Raw genomic sequence first — 18,333 nt, forward strand, 5'->3', positions numbered from 1 at the left:
GTGAAATAGACCATCAGCGGAAGTTCCACCAGAGCGTTTGGTGCCGTCCAAGCTGCTGATAAGGGAGTGTTCGCTTACATGTTGCGGGGCTTATTTAACTGTTAGATGCTTATCTGCGTAAACGAGAACCGCACCTAATGTTCGTAGTCATTAGTAGATAATTATGAATAAATCTAAAACTTATGTTCAGTCCCCCACAGTTGAAGGAGGTGCTGCATGAGCGTATGGATTTGGGTCCTTGTCTTGATTGCGGCCATATGGGCAGCGCAGTGGGGAGCAGAACATTTGGCAAAGCCCCTGAAGAAGCTGCGGAAGCAGTGGGGCTTCTCCGTAGCGGCTGGAGGAGCCTTGGTGGGCGTGGCCGCCGCGAGCCCTGAGATCGGCATCAACATTGCCAGCGCTGTTACAGGCGTAGCCGATATCGGCCTGGGGACTATGTTCGGATCCAATGTCATTGCTATTCCCTTCATGGTGGTAACCGCCTACATTGCCACCCGCCACCTTAAAAAGGGAAATGCGGGCAAAGACCATGAGCAGCATGTGAAGGAGCACCTGCTGAAAGTAGATCACACCGCCGTAACCGTACAGGCACTCCCTTACCTGGTAATAGTCGCCGTAGTGGCCATCCTCACCGTGCCAGCGCAGTGGCGTGGGCTGCAGCCCACGGATGGCTGGATCATGCTGGGCGTGTACCTGGTGTACCTAGCGCAGGCCCTGCTTCGGGGCAGGAAGGAAGGGGAAAAGGTGGAGTGGAAAAAGAAGGAAATTTACCTAGCAGTGGCTGGCCTTGTCGCCCTGGGGCTGGGGGCTTTCTTCACGGTAAAGGCTACCGAGAATATCGTCGCCGCTTTGGGTATCTCCAAGATAGTAGGCGGCCTGTTTATTACAGCTCCCATGGCCGCCCTGCCGGAGATATTCGCCACCTGGAGTGTGGCTAAAACTGGGCAGATCACCTCTGCAGTCACCAGTGTGATCGGGGACCACGCCGTCACGATGACCGTCGCCTTCCTGCCCCTTGCCTTGGTGACCGTGCCTGTTAAAGATCTCACCCTGTACATCACCATCCTGAGCTTTGCGGGACTAGTGGGCATTCTGTACTCCGCCTTTATCCACTGGGGTGGAAAGAACGGGCGGCACGGCTTTAACCGCTGGCAGGTCTACACCCTGGGGGCTGTCGTGCCGGTGTATGTTGGGGTCATGCTGTTTGGGGTGCTCCAGGTGTTTGGCGGACCGTCTGGTGAAGGAGCTAACCTTTTTAAGGTGTACAACGAGGATAAGAACGACTACCTGGAGGACGGGGAGTTCTACAAGGCCGTGGCCAAGATAGGTTACTTCGAGACCTGGAACCAGGACGGCGATGCGTCCCTTAGCGAAGAAGAGTGGCGGGCTGGCATCAGCGAGAACCTGGGCGGGTACAAGGTTAACCAGATAGAAGAGCTCGGTGAGTGGGACCTGAACGGCGATAGCCAGATTTCGGAGGAGGAGTTCAGGGAGGGCCTGTTCGAGGCTGTAGACAAGGACGGGAACAGGCAGATAAGCGAAAGCGAGTTTGTAAGCCTGTATAGGGAGGGTATCAGGTCGCAGAAAGGGAAATAAAGCAAAAATCAAGAACTCTCTGTTGATAAAGCTGAACCTATAATCTTTATTAAACAAGTGTTTCATAAAACCTCTCATGCTATGAAAAAAGAGTTATATGGCTTGCCTTTTTGGATACTGATAAGCCTTTTTAGTTTAGGTCTTTCTGCCTGTAACCAAGGCGGCGAAGGAAAAGAGTTATATAAGGCCTACAATAAGGACAAGAACGACTTTTTAGATGATAAAGAGTTCTACAACGCGGTTGCCGAAGAGAAGTACTTTGAGAGGTGGAACCAAGACGGAGACCGTTCTTTGAGCGAAGACGAGTGGAGGGCCGGGGTAAATAATTATCTGGGCGGGTACAAGGTTTCCACAGTGGAAAAGTTCGGTGAGTGGGACCTGAACGGCGACAGCCAAGTTTCTGAGGAAGAGTTCAGGGAAGGTCTATTTGAAGTGGTGGACAAAGACCAGAACAGACAAATAAGTCAAAGCGAATTCACAAGCTGGACCAAAGAGGGAGGCGGACAGGAAAGCTAACAGAAGAGCCTAAGCAACGGTCTTCTGACATGTGAATGTGCTAATGAATATTCCGGTGACGCTCAACCTTTTTTACGCATAGGTTTCAGCTTACTGGTAGCAGGGACCACCATTTCTTTTAGTCCGTGCCGTTCCACTCTATCACCGTCTTAATGTCATCCACAGACCTGAAATTGAGGGCACTGCTGAACTGCTGATAACTGACACGGGTAGTAATAATATTTGTAGTCAGGTTCCCCCACCGCTGCTTGGCCCGCTGCAGGTCCTCAATGGCCAGCTCAAAATGCTGTATTCCCGCGTTCACGCTCCCAAGGATAATTTGGTTCTTCAGAACCATCTGTTTTATGAGCTCTGCTCCAAGTATGCAGACGGGGCGGTCGCCGTGCGGAATGCCTGTCATCACATATATTCCGTTGACTCCCAGCGCGTCGATCAGCTCAAAGCCAAGCTTGGCTATACCCGTGGCCTCAAAGATAAAGTCAACCTGTCCGTACCGTTCATCTATCTCCAAGGCACTCACCTTTCGGCCATCTAAATACTGGCCTCCCAGTTCCTTCAGTATCAAAGGCCTCTTCGTAGTCTCGTCTACGATGTCCATTCCGATCACCTCGGCGCCACGAAGTCTTAGGGCTACCGCTGCAAGCAAGCCGATGGGACCAAGACCGGCCACCAGCGTTTTTTTCCCCGCAAGCCACCCTTCCCCGGCGACCTCTGGCAGGCGCGCCGCTTGCACATTCTGCGCCTCGTCGATTGCCTTTTCTGCCACAGACATCGGCTCCGTCAGCACGCCCAGCTCCCTTATACTTTCCGGAACCTTCACCACGTAAAGCTCCTCCTCCACCACGTACTCCGTCTCATAGCCATTCAGGCCTTTGATTCCCCTTTCCTTATAGAGACCCGTGTAGCACATGTCGCTGCGGTTATTCCTGCAGGGCTTGCACAGCCCGCAACCCCTCCTGACTGTTACCACGGCCAGGTCCCCTACGCGAACGCTTCTTACCTCTGTGCCTATCTCCACCACCTGCCCCAGCATCTCATGCCCTATCACCAGCCCTTGGGGCCCGGCAGGCTCTTCCACGTTCTTCTGCACGACCTGCTCCCTGTCTGTGCCGCAGATACCCACCTCCAGTACGCTTAGTTTAACCTGATTAGGGAAAACTATCCTGGGCTCAGGCACATCGATTAAATCCAGCTGCCAGGAATGAGGTGTTAGGGACAGTGCTTTCATGGTATCTTCCTGTTATATTTTTTACTTTCCCGACTCTGCCTGTTCAGGCAGAGGTATTATTCCGCTCATCGTTTAGCTGCTCATTAAGAGACAGAGCGGCAGAGATGAGCCCTAAGTGGGTGAAAGCCTGCGGGAAGTTGCCCAGGTGCTCCCCCTTCAGGCTAAGCTGCTCGGCGTAAAGGCCCAGATGGTTGCCATAGCCCAACATTTTCTCAAAGTAATGCCGCGCCTTGTGCAGCTGCCCCGCGCGGGCCAGGCACTCCACATACCAGAACGTGCACATGGAGAAAGTTCCCTCGCCCCCCGAGAGCCCCTCTACCTCCTCATTAGGCCGGTAGCGGTAAACCAGAAAGTCCGAGACGAGCTCTTTCTCGATCCTGTCGAGGGTGGAGAGCCAGCGAGGGTCCTTGGGACTGATGAACCTCACCAAAGGCATCAATAGGGTGGCCGCATCCACCGTCTTTGCCCCCTTAAACTGGACAAAGGTCTGCAACTCTTCGCTCCAGAAGTCTGTGTGGATGGAGAAAAAAATCCTGTTCCGCTCCTTCTTCCACCTTTTAGGAAAGGGGTAGGAGTGCCTGCGGCCGATTTTCATGCCCCTGTCGATGGCGACCCAGCACATGAGCCTGGAGTAGAGGAACTCCCGCTTCCCGCCGCGCACCTCCCATATGCCCTCGTCCTCCCTGTGCCAATTGTCGCACACCCACTCTACCTGGCGCGAAAGGTCCTGCCAAAAGTGGTAGGAGATGCGCTCCCCGTACTTATCGAACAGGTACACCGAATCCAGTAGTTCGCCGTAAATGTCCAGCTGTACCTGCGCATAAGCTGCGTTCCCTATTCTCACTGGGCTGGAGCCCTTGTATCCCTCCAGGTTCGGAAGGATTGTCTCCTGCAGCTCTTGTCTGCCGTCCAGGGTGTACATCAATCCGAGGGCGCCGGCGTTGCCTATGTCATGGCACTGCCGCTCCACCCAGTTTACAAAGCTTTCTGCTTCCTTGGTGTACCCCATGCGCAGGAGGGAATAGACAGTGAAGGAGGCATCGCGGATCCAGGTAAAGCGGTAGTCCCAGTTGCGCGAGCCTCCCAGCTCTTCCGGAAGGCTGAAGGTAGGGGCCGCGACCATAGAGCCGTACTTGCAGGAGGTCATCAGCTTCAGCACCAGGGCTGACCGGTGAACTGTCTCCACCCAACGCCCACTATAGGAGCACTGCGCCACCCAATCCTTCCAGAAGTTTACCGTCTCAAACAGTCTTTCCTCCACAAATTCGGAGAGATCATCCAGCGGGGTATTCGGATCGGTTAGCAGTTCCAGTGTAAAATCCACATGCTCATTTAGGTTCAGCGTGAACTCTGCGCAGCCGTCGTCCGCACGCACCTCAAGGGGAACTGAGCTGACCAGCCGGAGCACAACACCATCCGGACCCTCGCTGCGAAAGATAAGCTCCCGGTCGTTCTGCTCCAGCCGATGGGCGCTCCTGCCGTAGTTAAAGCGCGGCGCGCACTCCATTCTGAACTTCATGCACCCTGTCACGCCACTGACGCGCCTTATGAGTACATGGCCAGGGTACAAAGGATCCACGGGCATGAAGTCCGTGACCTCCGCCACGCCCTCATCCGAGAGAAAGCGGGTTAGGAGCACGTTCGTCTCCGGGAGGTACACCTGCTTGTTCCTCACCTCGCCATCAGTAGGGCAAATTCGGAACGCACCGCCTTTCTCACTGTCGAGCAGGGCGGCAAAAACAGAAGGCGAGTCAAAGTTAGGGAAGCAGAGGAAGTCGATAGACCCGTTCAGTCCGACGAGGGCAACCGTGTTAAGGTCACCGATCACGCCGTAGTTCTCAATAGGCTGGTATTGCATTCAGTTGTATCGTTAACAGTACATGACAGATGAGTTTAAAGCTTGACGCAGCTTACATTCCAGAGGGCGGTTCCGGTATGCTGGGATACCCGCCTAACCTGCTGGTGGAGCGGTAGGAGGCAATGTACTCGTTCGGCCCGAACGGGTGACCGCCAAAGCCGTTCCGCATCATGGCAATGGCCTTGGCCCATACCTTGTCTTTTTCGCGGGAGGCAATCAGTTGCATAACCGCCTGCGAAATGACGGGCACGGGCACCTCCATGTGCATGGCATCGTTTACCAGCCAATTGACCTCCCCGGTATCCTCCACATAACCCGGCACGTTCTCAAAGCCCCCCCGCTCGTGGTAGATTTTCCCGAGCAGCTCTATCAGCCAGGACCGGATGACAGAGCCATGATTCCATGCCTCTATGATACCGGGCAGGTTTAGTTGCTCACGGTAGCTGGCAAGCAGGTCCACACCTTCCCCAATCGCCTGCAGCATCCCGAACTCAATCCCGTTGTGCACCAGCTTTGTGAAGTGGCCGGCGCCCGGAGGGCCTGCATGGACATAGCCCCCCGGGTACAGCAAGGCTCTTGAACAGGGGCTCAAAGAGAGCTACCACCTCCTGCTCACCTCCGACCATAAAGCAGGCCCCGTTGCGAGCGCCCTCCACTCCGCCGCTCGTGCCGCAGTCTATGAAGTTGAAACCCTGTGCTTTTAGCCATTGGTGCCTTCTCAGGGAGTCGCCCCAGTAGGAGTTTCCACCGTCCACAACTGTATCACCCGGCTGCAGCACCTTGGTGGTTTCCGCTAGGATGTCCTCCACAATAGGGCCGGCGATGACATAGATGAAGATCACACAGTTTGCAGGCAGGTTCTCCCGCAGCTCCTGCAGGGAGAGACAGTTCTTCAGGCCAGCGGCGATCAGCTCGTTGGTTGCGCCCGCTTTATCGTATCCAACTACTCTGTAGCCTTTCTCCAGGGCCTGCAGGGCAAGGTTCCCTCCCATTCTGCCCAGCCCTATAATCCCGATGGTTTCTGTTTCCTTCATGTATGCTTTTTATCTAAAGCTTTCCGTTTTACTTATAAATAATTCGCTCACACACCACTATACTACAGGTGTGTCTCATTTTCCTCATACCCTCTGCTCTCCAGCTGAACTGTCGTGTGCGAGATTTTGAACCTGGAAGTGACGTCTTGGCTTATTCTTTTAAGCATCTCATTATTTAAGGCACTGTTGTCAGTGGCCACAACGACATGGGCACTCATGGCATTGACACCTGATGTCAGAGACCACACATGCAAGTCATGCACTTCCTCAACTCCCTCCAATGCCGCAATGCTTTTGCGCAGCTCCTCTATGTTCACGTCTGAAGGGGTACCTTCCAGCAATACTCCCACGGCCTCTTTTAGCAACACCCACGTGCGGGGCAGAATAAAAAGCCCTATACCAGCTGATAGAATGGGGTCAGCATAGTACCAGCCGGTCGTCCACATGATGACACCCGCTATAATAACCCCCACAGAAGTGAGCATGTCTGAGAGCACTTCGAAGTAAGCCCCCTTCATGTTCAGGCTCTCCTGAGACCCCTTGCGCAGGATATACATGCCTGCCAGATTTACCACCAAGCCAATGGTTGCCACAAGCAACATAGCTTTGCTTTCCACCTCGGGTGGGTCCAGAAAGCGCTGGTATGCTTCATACAAAATGTAAAGAGAGATACCGATGAGTATCACCGCATTAGCCAGCGCAGCCAGAATCTCTGCGCGATAATACCCGTAGGTGCGCTCAGGAGAAGCCGGCCGTTCGGCCAACATAATGGCAATGAGGGCAAAAGCCAGTCCCCCTACGTCGGTTAGCATGTGACCGGCGTCAGCAAGCAAGGCAAGGCTACCTGTTAAAAGGCCTCCAACCACCTCGGCGATCATATAAAGCAAAGTAAAGGTCAGTACCAGCTTGAGCCGTCCTTTGTTTTGGCTACTTGCAGATACAGCATGTCCATGTGCCATAAACTCATCTTTCATTGTACAGATAAGGTTGTACGGGGTGCGCTTTCAATATGTTAAGTGCAGACTCACGGGAACACACGAAGCAGTGTATACGTACAGGTCCAAGAGCAAACTGCGTTATGGTACAAGCTATAGAAACAGGTAAATCCGACTTGGTGGCCTTGAAGTTTACAGGCTCACTGGATAAAGAAGACTATACCCTAATCGTTCCGTCAATGGAGGAGAAGATCGACCGTTTCGGGAAAATCAGTCTTTACTGGGAGATGGATAATGTGGAAGGCTGGGAGCCTGGGGGGCTGTGGGAGGACCTTAAATTTGATATTCAGCACACAAACAATTTCAACAGAATCGCAATCGTCGGTGACAGGAATTGGGAAAATTGGATCACAAAGCTAATGAAGCCTTTCACGAGCGCAGAGGTTAAGTACTTTGACCTGCAGCAAAGGGAGGAGGCCATGGCATGGGTGCGTCAGTGATCTGATTTTCGCATAAGACCTCCTTCAGAGTCGGGTGGTGTATACTGTGCCCGAGCTTAAATTACAAATAAATGTATTGTCGCGGATGCAGCCCCAATTAATCTAAGAAACGGCATATCCTGTGGCTGCTCCCCTGATCGTGCTACATGCCTTAAAGGGAGACCGGAAGGCTTTATATAACGGCAGGAAGATCAGTTAGGCTTAGGCGAACAAAATTCCATTTTGCAGTGCAGCGTTAGGCTCAGACAGGTTCTTACTTGTGCGGCAGCTTTTACTGGTACTATCTGAAAAATTTATACTTAAGCTTTATATGTATACGCTGCCTTAACCATTCTCGGCAACTGCTCTTAAGCACATGCACAGCCAATAGAGTGGACGGTTACTAAGTCGCTGGCGAGCAATTCTGCAAATTATTTTTTTCCGTTCCCCTCGTCTTCCCCTGCATTTATATCCTCCTTCATATCCTCAATAGACTCCACGTTCTGGCTCCTTCCGCCCGCCACAACATGTGGTTTGTCACCTGTACTCGGGGTATGGCTGTCTGCGTGCGTCTCTTCACCTGCATGTGTCTCTTTATTTGATTTCAGCTGATCTCTTTTATTGTTTTGCTCATTCATACACTTGGCTATTTTGTTTGCTCTTCTCCTATACGTATCAAGGCCAAAGCATGACTGATCGTTATTTATATTTGTTGAATAAAAACCCAAATATTAAATTCTAAATACATACACATCTGTGCCTGTTCTAAAATCGCTCAGTATTTTTCCTTAAAGTACTATGTGAAGTCGGGAGCGGCTACTTGTTTGGCTCTGGCTAAAAGGAAACAAGCCACTATGGTGCGGTCTTCTCGGCTGTCTCCAGCTGCTCAGCATCCTAACTATTCTCATCTTAGGTCTACTTCAGAAAACAAGCCCCTTTCTTAAATGGAACTTGTAAAGACCTTCCTGAAATCTGGGCTGGAATGTATAAGCCTATGCGAGGCATGGGCATTTGATGAATTAACTGGCGCTCTCGTCGGAGAATCCCGTACAGAAAAATATTAATCAGGAAATTTATTCCCCGAAACTATTTCAAAATAGGAAGAAACACTATGGGAAAAGCATTGCCTCTTCAAATCGTCATCCTGTTATGCCCAGAGGGTAGCACGCATTTGCCAGCATGTTAAGCTCTATCTCAATCACCACATTCGCCCCTGTTAAGTGCTATTCTTCCAAATAAACTGCAAGTAACGTAAACAAGGCAAAACCTCCTGCCAGAGCGAACGCTGCCCACTTCGAGTCCGGCCTGTCATGGGCCTCTGTTAGCATCTCTTCGATAGATACCGTCAGCAGGATGCCCGCCACAAAAGCCAAAAGACTCAACTTTACCACTTCCTTGCTGTCTTTTACGCCCCAGTACCCCACAGTTGCCCCCAAGAAGATAGGAATGGCAAAAGAGGCGGAGAGCAGCAGGCGCTTCCCTCTCTTCACCCCCTTTGATTTAAAGGTGGCGATGGTGGCGAAGCCTTCTGGAATGTCTGCCGGAACCTGCCCAATGGCCAGCAGCAGTCCCAGGCTCGCGGCCACCGTGGAGCCCGTGCCAATCATAATGCCGTCGCTGAACAGGTCAATCGCCACGCCGATGTAGATGGCTATCGCCGCACTCATGCCTTTTTTGCTTTCCCCGCCAAACCTGCTCTGCACGTAGCCAACGCCCTGGTCCAGAAAGACAAAGAACACGCTCCCGGCCACAAACGCCAGCACCGGAATGAAGGGTTGCTCTGCCTCCAGGGCTTGCGGCATCAATTCCAAGCCGATCACAGCCAACACGATGCCTGCGGCTGTATGCAAGGCCAGGCTCAGAGTTTTCTCCGACACTTTAAATACTTCTGCCAGCACGCCTCCGAAAAAGTTCCCGAGAGCAGGCATGGCCGCGTATAGTAGCACCTGTAGGTAATCATTCATGGCGACTTAGCAAAGGATTTAGCCTCTATACTGGATTTGTACTTTACAGGTTCACATTACAACTGGGGCCGCGTTCCTTCCAGGCACAGGAGGAAACACATGCTGCCTAAGATCCTGTGCATGCTCAAGAGTGCATCGCCCTGTTATCCACGGCCAAACTGGCTTCTTTCACAGACTCATAAAAAGTAGGGTGCGCGTGAGAGAGCCTGGCGATGTCCTCTGCCGCCGCCCTGAAGGCCATGGCTGTCACGGCCTCCCCAATGATGTCCCCTACGCGAGGACCTATCATATGAACCCCCAGCACTTCATCCGTATCCTTGTCAGCAATCACTTTTATAAGACCCTCCAGGTCGTTGTTCATACGTGCCCTGGCGTTGGCGCGGAAGGGGAAGGAACCTGACTTATACGCCCTACCTGCTGCCTTAAGTTCCTCTTCGGTGTAGCCCACACTGGCTACCTCCGGCCAGGTGTAGACCACGTTTGGGATAAGCAGCGGATTAAGCTGTGGCTTCTGCCCTGCCAACAGCTCCGCTACAAAGACTCCCTCCTCTGAAGCCTTATGGGCCAGCATAGGGCCTGGTATCACATCTCCGATAGCATATACTCCCTTTGCGGTTGTCTCCAGGTTCCCGTCCACTACAATCCTTTCTTTGTTATCTAACGCTACCCCGGCTGCTTCCAGATTCAAGCCGCTGGTGTAGGGTTTTCTACCTACGGCCACCAGGCAAATGTCCCCCTCCAGTTCTAACTGGCCTCCTGTAGCGTTCTCTGCCTGCACCAACACCCTGTCCGCGTCTGCCAGTACCGACCTGACCTTGTGCTGCAGGTGGAACTTAATGCCCGTCTTGGACAGCGCGCGCTGCAGCTCCTTTCCCATAGTCCGGTCCATGCTCGGGATGACGGCATCAGCAAATTCCACAACATCTACCTTTGACCCTAACCTTGCATAAACAGAACCGAGCTCTGCTCCGATGACGCCTGCCCCTATAATAATTAGGGACTTGGGTATCTCCTTTAATGAAAGGGCCTCGGTGGAGGTAATCACCCGCTTCTTGTCTAGTTGGATGAATGGCAGGGAAGAAGGCTTTGATCCGGTGGCAATGATTACTTTCGCCGTGTCCACCTCCACAGGTGCACCTTCCCCCTTTACCTGCAACCTGCTGGGGTTTATGAAGCTGGCGACCCCCTGAATAACGTCCACCTTGTTCTTTTTCATCAGGTAGGCCACTCCATCTACTGTCTTCTGCACAACGTCGGCCTTATGGGCAACCATCTCCCCAAAGTCCACCCGGAGGTTATCCAGCCCAATGCCGTGCATCCCAAACTTGTGCTTTGCATCATAGAAACGCTCCGAGCTATCCAGAAGCGCTTTGGAGGGTATACAGCCAACGTTAAGGCAGGTTCCGCCAAGCGCGCTGTATTTCTCTATAAGGGCAGTCTTCATTCCTAGCTGGGCACAGCGGATAGCGGCCACATACCCCCCGGGGCCTGACCCGATCACAGTTACATCATATTTCATAATTTATCGCTTTGTTGTTTCTGTCCTTTTGCTCTTTTCCCTCCAGAGTAGGCCATTCTCTATGTCAGGCCCTGGTTTAACTAAACCCATTCCGCCATGGTGCGCAAAGTGTGCCACATTGTCGCCTCCCACACTGAGCACTTATTTATTATTACTAAGGACATCATACCCTCCGTTGACATAAATAGTTTGGCACGGCCCGAACTGCCTTGTAATAACTGCCAACACCCTAGCTATCACTCAAGATAGTTTCATAGAAATAATCTACTTCGGTCCAATAGAGATACCTTCATCGAAGAACAGTTTAAATTTTAGTCAAACTTCATCCGTTGGATTCTTACGACATTTTGGATAGGCAGAAAGGCAATGCTCCATCGGCAAACACCGTTACTAACTCAATAGCTATGCCTTCGAATCCTACAACCAGTACCATTGCTCTTCCCGCCAACCCTTATTCGCCAACCTACTCCTGTGTTAAAAACATGAAAGGCGCACATATACGCTAGAAAATACTACACTGCCTTTCAGGAAACTGTAAAATGGAACAAACAGATTAGTTCTACTTGTTCTGTTATTAAAGAACCATATGCAAAGAAAATATTTCATCCGATCCGTAAGTTTTATTTTAGCTGCCTTTGTTGTTTACTTTAGCATGAGCTTTATCCTCAAAGGCAGTGAGCCGACCTCAGTTAAGGCAGCAACAATAGAGCCAGTTAAGGCAGCAACAATAGAGCCAGTTAAAGTGAGCAAGATAGCAGGGTACGTACCTGCTAATACTTACAAAGCAGATGCCTTCCCTTTACAGACTTTTGAGCGATATGTAGAGAGCAGTTACCAAGCAGCTGGTTTAGCACAATCGGGGCTTTCGCTCGAAACATTTCGGGAAGCGGTAACGGGTTACCACAATATGATGTCTGCTGGCTTGCTATCTAAAGAAAAACCTTTGGTTACAGTTATCGATTTCAATCAGTCCAGCAAAAAGCGTCGCCTCTGGGTCATTGACATGGAAGCACGCGAGGTGTTGTACAATACCTGGGTGGCCCACGGCCAAGGCAGCGGTGGCGAATTCGCCACTACTTTCTCGAACACACCCGGTTCCTACCAGAGCAGCCTCGGCTTTTATCTTACCCGAGGCACTTATGAAGGGAAGAATGGTAATTCTTTGAAATTAGAGGGGCTTGACACGGGGTTCAACACCAACGCCCTGCAAAGATACATTGTCGTGCATGGGGCGGCTTATGCAAACGCAGATGGGATCAAGGTCAACGGACGCCTTGGGCGTAGCCAGGGCTGCCCTGCTCTGCCTTTGGATCTTGCTCAACCCATCATCAAGACTATAAAAAATAAAACACTGCTTTACATTGACGGCCCCTCTAAAACCTATTCTTCTTCCTATTTAGATATAGAGCAGGCAGCCCTTTGCCTCAGCATGGACAAAAAAGGCGAAGATCATCTTCAGGCATAACATAGGGCACAGAGGTATAAGTTATAGGCTAAAGTAGTAGACATTGATCAGCCTTAATGTACTGCCACCCATTGGTTTACTTAGGCTACTTCTGGCAGGAAAGTTGCACTAATTAGTGTATGGAACGGATAAAGCTAAAAGCGACGTTAGTACGACTTTAACTTCCTTCTTCTTTGTAAGGTGGAACGTTTGAGTCGGATAACATATTTACCCTAAAAAACTTAAAACAAAACCCAGTAGACTGTTAGCAAGCTTCAAATCCAGGAACTTCTTTCGACTCGAAGCATGGTTTTATTATTTGCCGCATTTTAATTACCAAAAAGTATGAAAAGAATATCAAACTTGATTTTTACTTTAGTTGTAGTGTTACTTTCAGCAATATCTGTACACGCGAAAGGAAATCACGGGCACCAGCCAGCCATTGAAAATTTGGAAGATAAATATAAGGAGATCGGGGCTACGGCTACCTATGTTGTCGCAAATGGCGTGCCGGTAGCTCAGGAGTTGCGTTTCTTGGAGGAAGAGGAAGTGGAGCTGCCTGCAAACAGCAGCCTTCGGCAAATAGCGCTGGTTCGCCATGGAGAGCCTGACTTGCTGAAAACAGGTAAATTTTCTTATAACCAGGCCAGGCAGTTCGTTCAGGACTATGATAGCGTGGGGATAGTAGTGCCGGATACTCCCTTTTTAAAAGTTGAGAACCCGGATGACATCGCTGTCTTCGCCAGCTCTATTAATCGCGCCAAGGCAACAGCAAACTATATTTTCGGGGCAGACAGGGAAATGACTGTTTCACCCGATTTTCGGGAATTTGAAACGGCTATGGGCAAGCACAGCCCCAACATGAGCATGCCCATTAATTTTTGGACCACCACAGCCCGTATTAAATGGATGCTGGGCATAGACCGGCAAGGAGCCGAGAGCTTTGCTGATGCCCGAAAACGGGCACGGAAGGCAGCACAGCAGTTGGCCAGTGCAACTGAAGAAACGTCTAAAGTGGTTCTGGTAGCACACGGTTTCCTAAACCGCTATATAAAGCAGAACCTAGAAGAGATGGGATGGCATGTCGTGCAAGACGGGGGAAGTGGTTACTTGTCCAAAATCATTTTAGCCAAGATAGAGCCGCAGGAAAGGGGGAGTGAAGGCGCTTCAATCGCAACCCGCTGAAATAACCGTTAAGCATTTTCGCAAATAGTTCGAGACAGAATAAGACTGAGGCTGGGGTACCGATTCTCTTCTCATTAATAGCGACAAGTAAAATTTCTACAACTAAGGCAAGCCTAAGTATTGTTAAACCTGTTTAAAGTTTTCGAAGACTCATTTCAGCTTTGGTGATGCCCCTGATAGCAACCTATACAGTTTGTAAATTGCCTACGTCGATTTCATCTTCATTGCGGCATTTAGGATACAGTCCCCTTATTTTTACTCTGATACATACTTTAAATAGGTTCTTCCAGTTGCAAGTTAATGCCATCACTACTACCGGTTCTGTTGGTAAATTTTCAGAGTTGATAATAAGCTGTAGTAGGTGCCAACTTTGGTGGTTCGCACGCGACCATTTGCATCAGGTTTATCTCAATCGTGTTTGCCAACGCTGTAACAGGTGTATCCGTGGGCATGTTCTCGAAAGGGTCTTGCATGAATATGGCCGTTCTTTCTATAAGCAGGAATACTCCCGCAAAGAGGGTAGTAACCACTACTTCCATCGCAATAGAATAGTCGCTAAGGCCAAGAGGCAGCAGTGTAGCAAAGATGTAGATCAGAAAATGTAGCAGCATACTATAATTCCCGGGGAAAACAGTGTTTTTGATACGCTCACATTTCCCCATGGAGTCGCATAGCCTTGCAATGGTGCTATCAATCTGAATCTGCTGAAATGGATTTAGCTGCCCATCCAGATAAAGCATTCTGACTTCCTCAGAATGCTTTGATAGTAGCGCATTTGGGATATTAGCATGATTTTCATAACCTTCAGCATACTGCTTTACCTTATCAGAGAATGGAAGCTTTCTCAGGGCTTCTCCTAAAGCATAGCACCAGGCTGCCTGTCGCTTTGCAAAGGAGTTGACCATATTATCTTGGGGAGACACAAAGGTTTGCAGCTGCCTTATGAGTGTGCGGGAATCGTTGACAATGGCTCCCCACACAGTTCTTGCCTCCCACCACCGGTCGTACGATTGATTGATCCTGAATGCCAGTAACAAGGACAAAGCCGTTCCCAGTAATGTCGGAATTGTCAACGGGAGGGATATTTCCTCCAGATATGAATGGTGATCGAGAATTCCAATTGCAACCGAGTAAGCTACGATAGCCAATAGCTCGTACTTCGTCTTACTGAGCAGCAAGCCAAGAGGTACTTTATTTGTTATTAACATTGTCTATTTTTTCTTGTACGCCAGCAGCCTGAGCGCATTAAACACCACCAGCAAAGTAGAGCCCTCATGTATTAATACTGCTACGCCGATGTTGGCGAGCCCCAATATGGTGGAAGGGATTAGTACTGCAACGATACCCAAGCTTACCCATAGGTTCTGTTTAATGATACTTTTGGACTTGCGGCTCAAGCCGATGGCAAAGGGCAGGTTCTCCAGTTTGTCCGACATCAGGGCGATATCGGCCGTTTCCAGGGCCACATCCGAGCCCGCAGCTCCCATGGCTATGCCGACGGTGCTATTGGCCATAGCCGGGGCATCATTTACCCCATCCCCTACCATGGCCACCTTACTTTCCTGTTGCCGAAGCTCCTTAATGGCCTCCACTTTCTCTTCGGGCAACAGGCTTCCCCATGCATCAGTGAGGCCGATCTGTTTGGCCACCGCATCCGCCACTTTCTGGTTGTCGCCGGTCAGCATAATCATCCGCCTGATACCAATCTTTTTCAGCTCTTCCAGGGTCGCTCTAGCCGCTGCCCGCGGCGTATCCATTAAGGAGATAATGCCGATGTAACGGTCGTTTTCACGTACTAGCATGGTGGTGTTGCCTTCTGCCTCCAGCAACTGCACTTTGCCAACCAGTTTCTGTGAGGGCTTGGTGGCATCCAACTCCTCAAAAAGCTCCAGATTACCTATATACACCTTGTTACCAGCCAGAGAGGCCTTGATGCCCTTCCCCAGTACAGCCTCTAGGTGTTCCGCATCAGGAACAGGAATATCCTTCAGCCTTTCTTTCCCGTCCCTGACGATGGCTTTGGCCAAAGGGTGGTCACTCAATGCCTCTACAGCTACGGCTTTTTTCAGCAGGCCATCTTCTGGCTCATTGTTCCAGGGAATAACATTGGTGAGTTTAGGTTTGCCTTCTGTCAATGTTCCCGTCTTGTCAAAGGCCAGGGCGGTCAGTACGCCCAAATCTTCTAGGGGCCTTCCGCCCTTGATGAGCACACCGCCACGGGCAGCCCGTGCCACTCCGCTCAGTACGGCGCTTGGCGTGGAAATGGCCAGGGCACAGGGACTGGCGGCCACCAACACGGCCATGGCCCTGTAAAAGCTGGCGCTGAATGGCTCGTCAATCACCAGGAAAGCGAAGTGCAGCAGCACAACGAGTATAAGCACGGAGGGAACGAAATACCTCTCAAATTTATCCGTAAACCGCTGGGTAGGCGATTTCTGGGTCTGCGCCTCGTTTACCAGTTTTACCAGCCGCGAAAGGGTGGAGTCTCTGGCTTCCTTGATCACTTTCACCTCCAAGGTGCTGTTCCCATTGATAGTGCCGGCGAACACGCGGTTCTCATCCTTAATCTCGCTTTCCGCATTATACGTTTGCTCCGGATCACCCACCGGCTCCTTATCCACCGGCACACTCTCTCCGGTAATAGGTGCTTGGTTTACGCTGCTCTGCCCTTTAACGACCACACCGTCAGCCGAGATTTTGCTGTTAGGCCTTACCATGATCACGTCGCCGAGGCGCAGTGTTTCGATGCCCACCTCCTCGGTTTTACCGTTCTTTTTGAGCAATGCTGTTTTGGGTGCCAATTCCGCCAGCGCTGCAATAGACTTGCGGGCCTTATTCATGGCATAATGCTCTAAGGCATGTCCCAGACTAAAGAGGAAAAGCAGCAACGCCCCCTCGGCCCATTCTCCCAAAATAGCGGCCCCAATAGCCGCCACCAGCATCAGGAAGTCGATCTCGAAGTTCTTTTTAAGTATCTCCTCTACCGCCTCCTTGGCCGTGAAGAACCCCCCGAAGAAGTAGGCCCCGATATAGAGCGCTAGGCTTACCCCGCCAGGCACCCCCTCTACAAAACTCAACCCGAAGCCAGTGCCCAGCAGAGCGCCGCAGGTGATAGAAAAGATGAGCTCTGTATTTTTTCCAAGGATCCCGCCGTGTCCATGTGTGTGCTCATGGCCGTGTTCATTATCTGGCTCCAGCTTTTCTTCTAATCTTTCCATCTCTTCCGCTACGGCCCCGTCCTGTCGTTCGCCAGTGCGGCTTGCATAATCTGCTGCGCTCAGGGAAGTATCCGTAATCCTTAATCCTTCTTCCCGGATGACTGAGAGTATCTTTTCTTTATTGGTTCTGGACCTGTCATACTCCAGGCGCACCATCCCCGAGGCGGCTACCGAGGCCTGCAGCACGCCATCGGCCTGCAGCAGAGTTTGCTCCAGGTGGCGGGCATGGCGGGCATGGCGTATGCCATCTATGGCGATAAGGCCATGCCCAACTTTTTCGGTAAGTGAAGCCCCCGTTTGCCTAGCCAGTGCCTCAATGCGGGCCATGGAGATCTCATCCGGATTGTAGTGAAAGCAGAGCTGCGGCACGCCGTCCTCCTGCCCGGTGGAGACATGTACGCTTTCTATGCCTTCCCGGCCCTGTAGCCGGCCCATTAGCTCACGCACACAGCGGTCTTTTTCATCCGGCACTTCAGGAAGAATGAGAGGTATTTCTATTTTAAGCTTTTCCATTGATCTTATACGTTTTATACAGCCTACGTGAATACCTTCTTGCAAATTACCTATCAGCCTGCAATGAGGCAGAATTTGGGTGGACTCAGGAGCGCCCGCTCTCTTCCAGCCAGGCTGTATGGCGCTTTACTGTTCTTAAGGCAAAGGCCAGTACAGCTGCCAAGAGGAGAATCGTGTAGCTCCCTTGGCTCAGGCCAAACCGGCCTGTAAGGAAATACTGCCGCCACATCTCCACATAAGCAAAGCCAATCACAGCGTTCAGCGCCCCCGGGTACTCCCGCCTTAAGACCGACTTGACAGAGAAGGGGATAGCGGTTGGCCGGTAAAGCCTGAGTGATGGTACAAAGGCGGGTGTCTTCTGCGCCCAGTGCAGGTAAGTCGCCCCAAACTTCCGCTCCAGGAAGCGTTCTTCTGCAAACATGATGCGCTTTTAATAAATCCAGAATAATAAGCTGGCTATCAATATAAAGCAAATGTTTCCGGCAAAAACGACTATCCCGATCCACATGAGGTAGTTGCCCAGGTAAAGCGGGTGCCGTACCATGGAATACATGCCTGCCTGGTTGAGTTCCTCTGCCACCTGCCCTTTGGTGTTTCTGCCGGAAGTGCCCCGCGGGGTCGTGCCAATCACGTAGGCCCGTATCAGAAATCCAACAAGCGAGAGCATAATCCCTCCCCAGCTTAGCAGGAGGCGGGTAGATGGGGCATAGGTAGAATAGGGAGTGAAGTACATAGCGGGCAAAACTAGCGCAAACAGCAGGACAGGTAGCCACCCTCTGCGCTTAAACAGAAAGTTACCAGTAGCTTCCAATGAAAACACAAGAGCCATATAGGAGATGTAATT

Annotated in this window: 17 protein-coding genes; 5 read left to right on the plus strand and 12 right to left on the minus strand. The window is 51.1% G+C overall.

What is annotated here, in order from left to right:
• Positions 1–216 precede the first annotated feature (216 nt).
• Complete coding sequence (locus WG943_RS18790; RefSeq protein ID WP_025603812.1) at positions 217–1,596, plus strand: sodium:calcium exchanger; 1,380 nt, start codon at positions 217–219, stop codon at positions 1,594–1,596.
• 81 nt (positions 1,597–1,677) lie between these two features.
• The gene (locus tag WG943_RS18795; protein ID WP_025603811.1) at positions 1,678–2,112 is read left to right on the plus strand and encodes a hypothetical protein; all 435 of its coding nucleotides are present in this window, start codon (positions 1,678–1,680) and stop codon (positions 2,110–2,112) included.
• Positions 2,113–2,230: 118 nt separating this feature from the next.
• On the opposite strand, the gene WG943_RS18800 is transcribed toward WG943_RS18795, so the two are convergent.
• The 5 genes from WG943_RS18800 to WG943_RS18820 form a co-directional block, all read right to left on the minus strand.
• A complete protein-coding gene (locus tag WG943_RS18800; RefSeq protein WP_025603810.1) occupies positions 2,231–3,340 on the minus strand; it encodes a glucose 1-dehydrogenase in 1,110 nt (369 codons plus the stop codon).
• Between the two features lie 43 nt (positions 3,341–3,383).
• Entirely contained in the window at positions 3,384–5,198 is a 1,815-nt protein-coding gene (locus WG943_RS18805; protein WP_025603809.1) for a glycoside hydrolase family 15 protein, read from the minus strand.
• A gap of 52 nt (positions 5,199–5,250) precedes the next feature.
• A complete protein-coding gene (locus tag WG943_RS18810) occupies positions 5,251–5,706 on the minus strand; it encodes a hypothetical protein (RefSeq protein ID WP_211233371.1) in 456 nt (151 codons plus the stop codon).
• Positions 5,690–6,232, minus strand: coding sequence for an NAD(P)-binding domain-containing protein (locus WG943_RS18815; RefSeq protein WP_211233370.1), 543 nt, complete (start codon positions 6,230–6,232; stop codon positions 5,690–5,692). The genes WG943_RS18810 and WG943_RS18815 overlap by 17 nt, the downstream gene beginning before the upstream one ends.
• Before the next feature lie 62 nt (positions 6,233–6,294).
• Entirely contained in the window at positions 6,295–7,206 is a 912-nt protein-coding gene (locus WG943_RS18820) for a cation diffusion facilitator family transporter (RefSeq protein WP_237151225.1), read from the minus strand.
• A 104-nt stretch (positions 7,207–7,310) separates the two neighbouring features.
• Here WG943_RS18820 and WG943_RS18825 point away from each other — a divergent pair, with 104 nt between their 5' ends.
• Positions 7,311–7,667 (plus strand): SpoIIAA family protein, encoded by a 357-nt coding sequence (locus tag WG943_RS18825; protein ID WP_025603807.1) that lies wholly within the window; start codon positions 7,311–7,313, stop codon positions 7,665–7,667.
• Between the two features lie 410 nt (positions 7,668–8,077).
• On the opposite strand, the gene WG943_RS18830 is transcribed toward WG943_RS18825, so the two are convergent.
• From WG943_RS18830 to lpdA, 3 genes are all read right to left on the minus strand, one after another.
• On the minus strand, positions 8,078–8,284 hold the full coding sequence (locus WG943_RS18830) for a hypothetical protein (protein WP_025603806.1): 207 nt from the start codon (positions 8,282–8,284) through the stop codon (positions 8,078–8,080).
• Positions 8,285–8,869: 585 nt separating this feature from the next.
• Positions 8,870–9,610: a ZIP family metal transporter gene (locus WG943_RS18835; protein WP_025603805.1), complete on the minus strand. Its 741-nt coding sequence runs from the start codon at positions 9,608–9,610 to the stop codon at positions 8,870–8,872.
• 124 nt (positions 9,611–9,734) lie between these two features.
• Complete coding sequence (gene lpdA, locus WG943_RS18840; protein ID WP_025603804.1) at positions 9,735–11,129, minus strand: dihydrolipoyl dehydrogenase; 1,395 nt, start codon at positions 11,127–11,129, stop codon at positions 9,735–9,737.
• A 652-nt stretch (positions 11,130–11,781) separates the two neighbouring features.
• Between lpdA and WG943_RS18845 the strand changes: the two genes are divergently transcribed.
• Both WG943_RS18845 and WG943_RS18850 read left to right on the plus strand, forming a co-directional pair.
• Entirely contained in the window at positions 11,782–12,594 is an 813-nt protein-coding gene (locus WG943_RS18845; RefSeq protein ID WP_025603803.1) for a murein L,D-transpeptidase catalytic domain-containing protein, read from the plus strand.
• A gap of 324 nt (positions 12,595–12,918) precedes the next feature.
• On the plus strand, positions 12,919–13,758 hold the full coding sequence (locus tag WG943_RS18850) for a histidine phosphatase family protein (RefSeq protein ID WP_025603802.1): 840 nt from the start codon (positions 12,919–12,921) through the stop codon (positions 13,756–13,758).
• Positions 13,759–14,093: 335 nt separating this feature from the next.
• Here the strand turns inward: WG943_RS18850 and WG943_RS18855 are convergent, their stop codons facing one another.
• The 4 genes from WG943_RS18855 to WG943_RS18870 are packed head-to-tail and all read right to left on the minus strand — an operon-like array spanning position 14,094 to position 18,318.
• A complete protein-coding gene (locus tag WG943_RS18855) occupies positions 14,094–14,966 on the minus strand; it encodes a bestrophin family protein (protein ID WP_025603801.1) in 873 nt (290 codons plus the stop codon).
• Between the two features lie 3 nt (positions 14,967–14,969).
• Positions 14,970–17,534, minus strand: a complete 2,565-nt coding sequence (locus WG943_RS18860; RefSeq protein ID WP_340411369.1) for a heavy metal translocating P-type ATPase — start codon at positions 17,532–17,534, stop codon at positions 14,970–14,972.
• A gap of 40 nt (positions 17,535–17,574) precedes the next feature.
• On the minus strand, positions 17,575–17,910 hold the full coding sequence (locus tag WG943_RS18865; RefSeq protein WP_025603799.1) for a hypothetical protein: 336 nt from the start codon (positions 17,908–17,910) through the stop codon (positions 17,575–17,577).
• A 9-nt stretch (positions 17,911–17,919) separates the two neighbouring features.
• Entirely contained in the window at positions 17,920–18,318 is a 399-nt protein-coding gene (locus WG943_RS18870; protein ID WP_025603798.1) for a methyltransferase family protein, read from the minus strand.
• Positions 18,319–18,333 lie beyond the last annotated feature (15 nt).

It is taken from the genome of Pontibacter sp. H249 (assembly GCF_037892465.1).
In the GTDB taxonomy this organism is placed as follows: Bacteria; Bacteroidota; Bacteroidia; order Cytophagales; family Hymenobacteraceae; genus Pontibacter.

Coding starts and splice junctions, on each gene's coding strand:
- WG943_RS18790 (WP_025603812.1), top strand. CDS start 217: ATGAGCGTATGGATTTGGGTCCTTGTCTTGATTGCGGCCATATGGGCA.
- WG943_RS18795 (WP_025603811.1), top strand. CDS start 1,678: ATGAAAAAAGAGTTATATGGCTTGCCTTTTTGGATACTGATAAGCCTT.
- WG943_RS18800 (WP_025603810.1), bottom strand. CDS start 3,340: ATGAAAGCACTGTCCCTAACACCTCATTCCTGGCAGCTGGATTTAATC.
- WG943_RS18805 (WP_025603809.1), bottom strand. CDS start 5,198: ATGCAATACCAGCCTATTGAGAACTACGGCGTGATCGGTGACCTTAAC.
- WG943_RS18815 (WP_211233370.1), bottom strand. CDS start 6,232: ATGAAGGAAACAGAAACCATCGGGATTATAGGGCTGGGCAGAATGGGA.
- WG943_RS18820 (WP_237151225.1), bottom strand. CDS start 7,206: ATGAAAGATGAGTTTATGGCACATGGACATGCTGTATCTGCAAGTAGC.
- WG943_RS18825 (WP_025603807.1), top strand. CDS start 7,311: ATGGTACAAGCTATAGAAACAGGTAAATCCGACTTGGTGGCCTTGAAG.
- WG943_RS18830 (WP_025603806.1), bottom strand. CDS start 8,284: ATGAATGAGCAAAACAATAAAAGAGATCAGCTGAAATCAAATAAAGAG.
- WG943_RS18835 (WP_025603805.1), bottom strand. CDS start 9,610: ATGAATGATTACCTACAGGTGCTACTATACGCGGCCATGCCTGCTCTC.
- lpdA (WP_025603804.1), bottom strand. CDS start 11,129: ATGAAATATGATGTAACTGTGATCGGGTCAGGCCCCGGGGGGTATGTG.
- WG943_RS18845 (WP_025603803.1), top strand. CDS start 11,782: ATGAGCTTTATCCTCAAAGGCAGTGAGCCGACCTCAGTTAAGGCAGCA.
- WG943_RS18850 (WP_025603802.1), top strand. CDS start 12,919: ATGAAAAGAATATCAAACTTGATTTTTACTTTAGTTGTAGTGTTACTT.
- WG943_RS18855 (WP_025603801.1), bottom strand. CDS start 14,966: ATGTTAATAACAAATAAAGTACCTCTTGGCTTGCTGCTCAGTAAGACG.
- WG943_RS18865 (WP_025603799.1), bottom strand. CDS start 17,910: ATGTTTGCAGAAGAACGCTTCCTGGAGCGGAAGTTTGGGGCGACTTAC.
- WG943_RS18870 (WP_025603798.1), bottom strand. CDS start 18,318: ATGGCTCTTGTGTTTTCATTGGAAGCTACTGGTAACTTTCTGTTTAAG.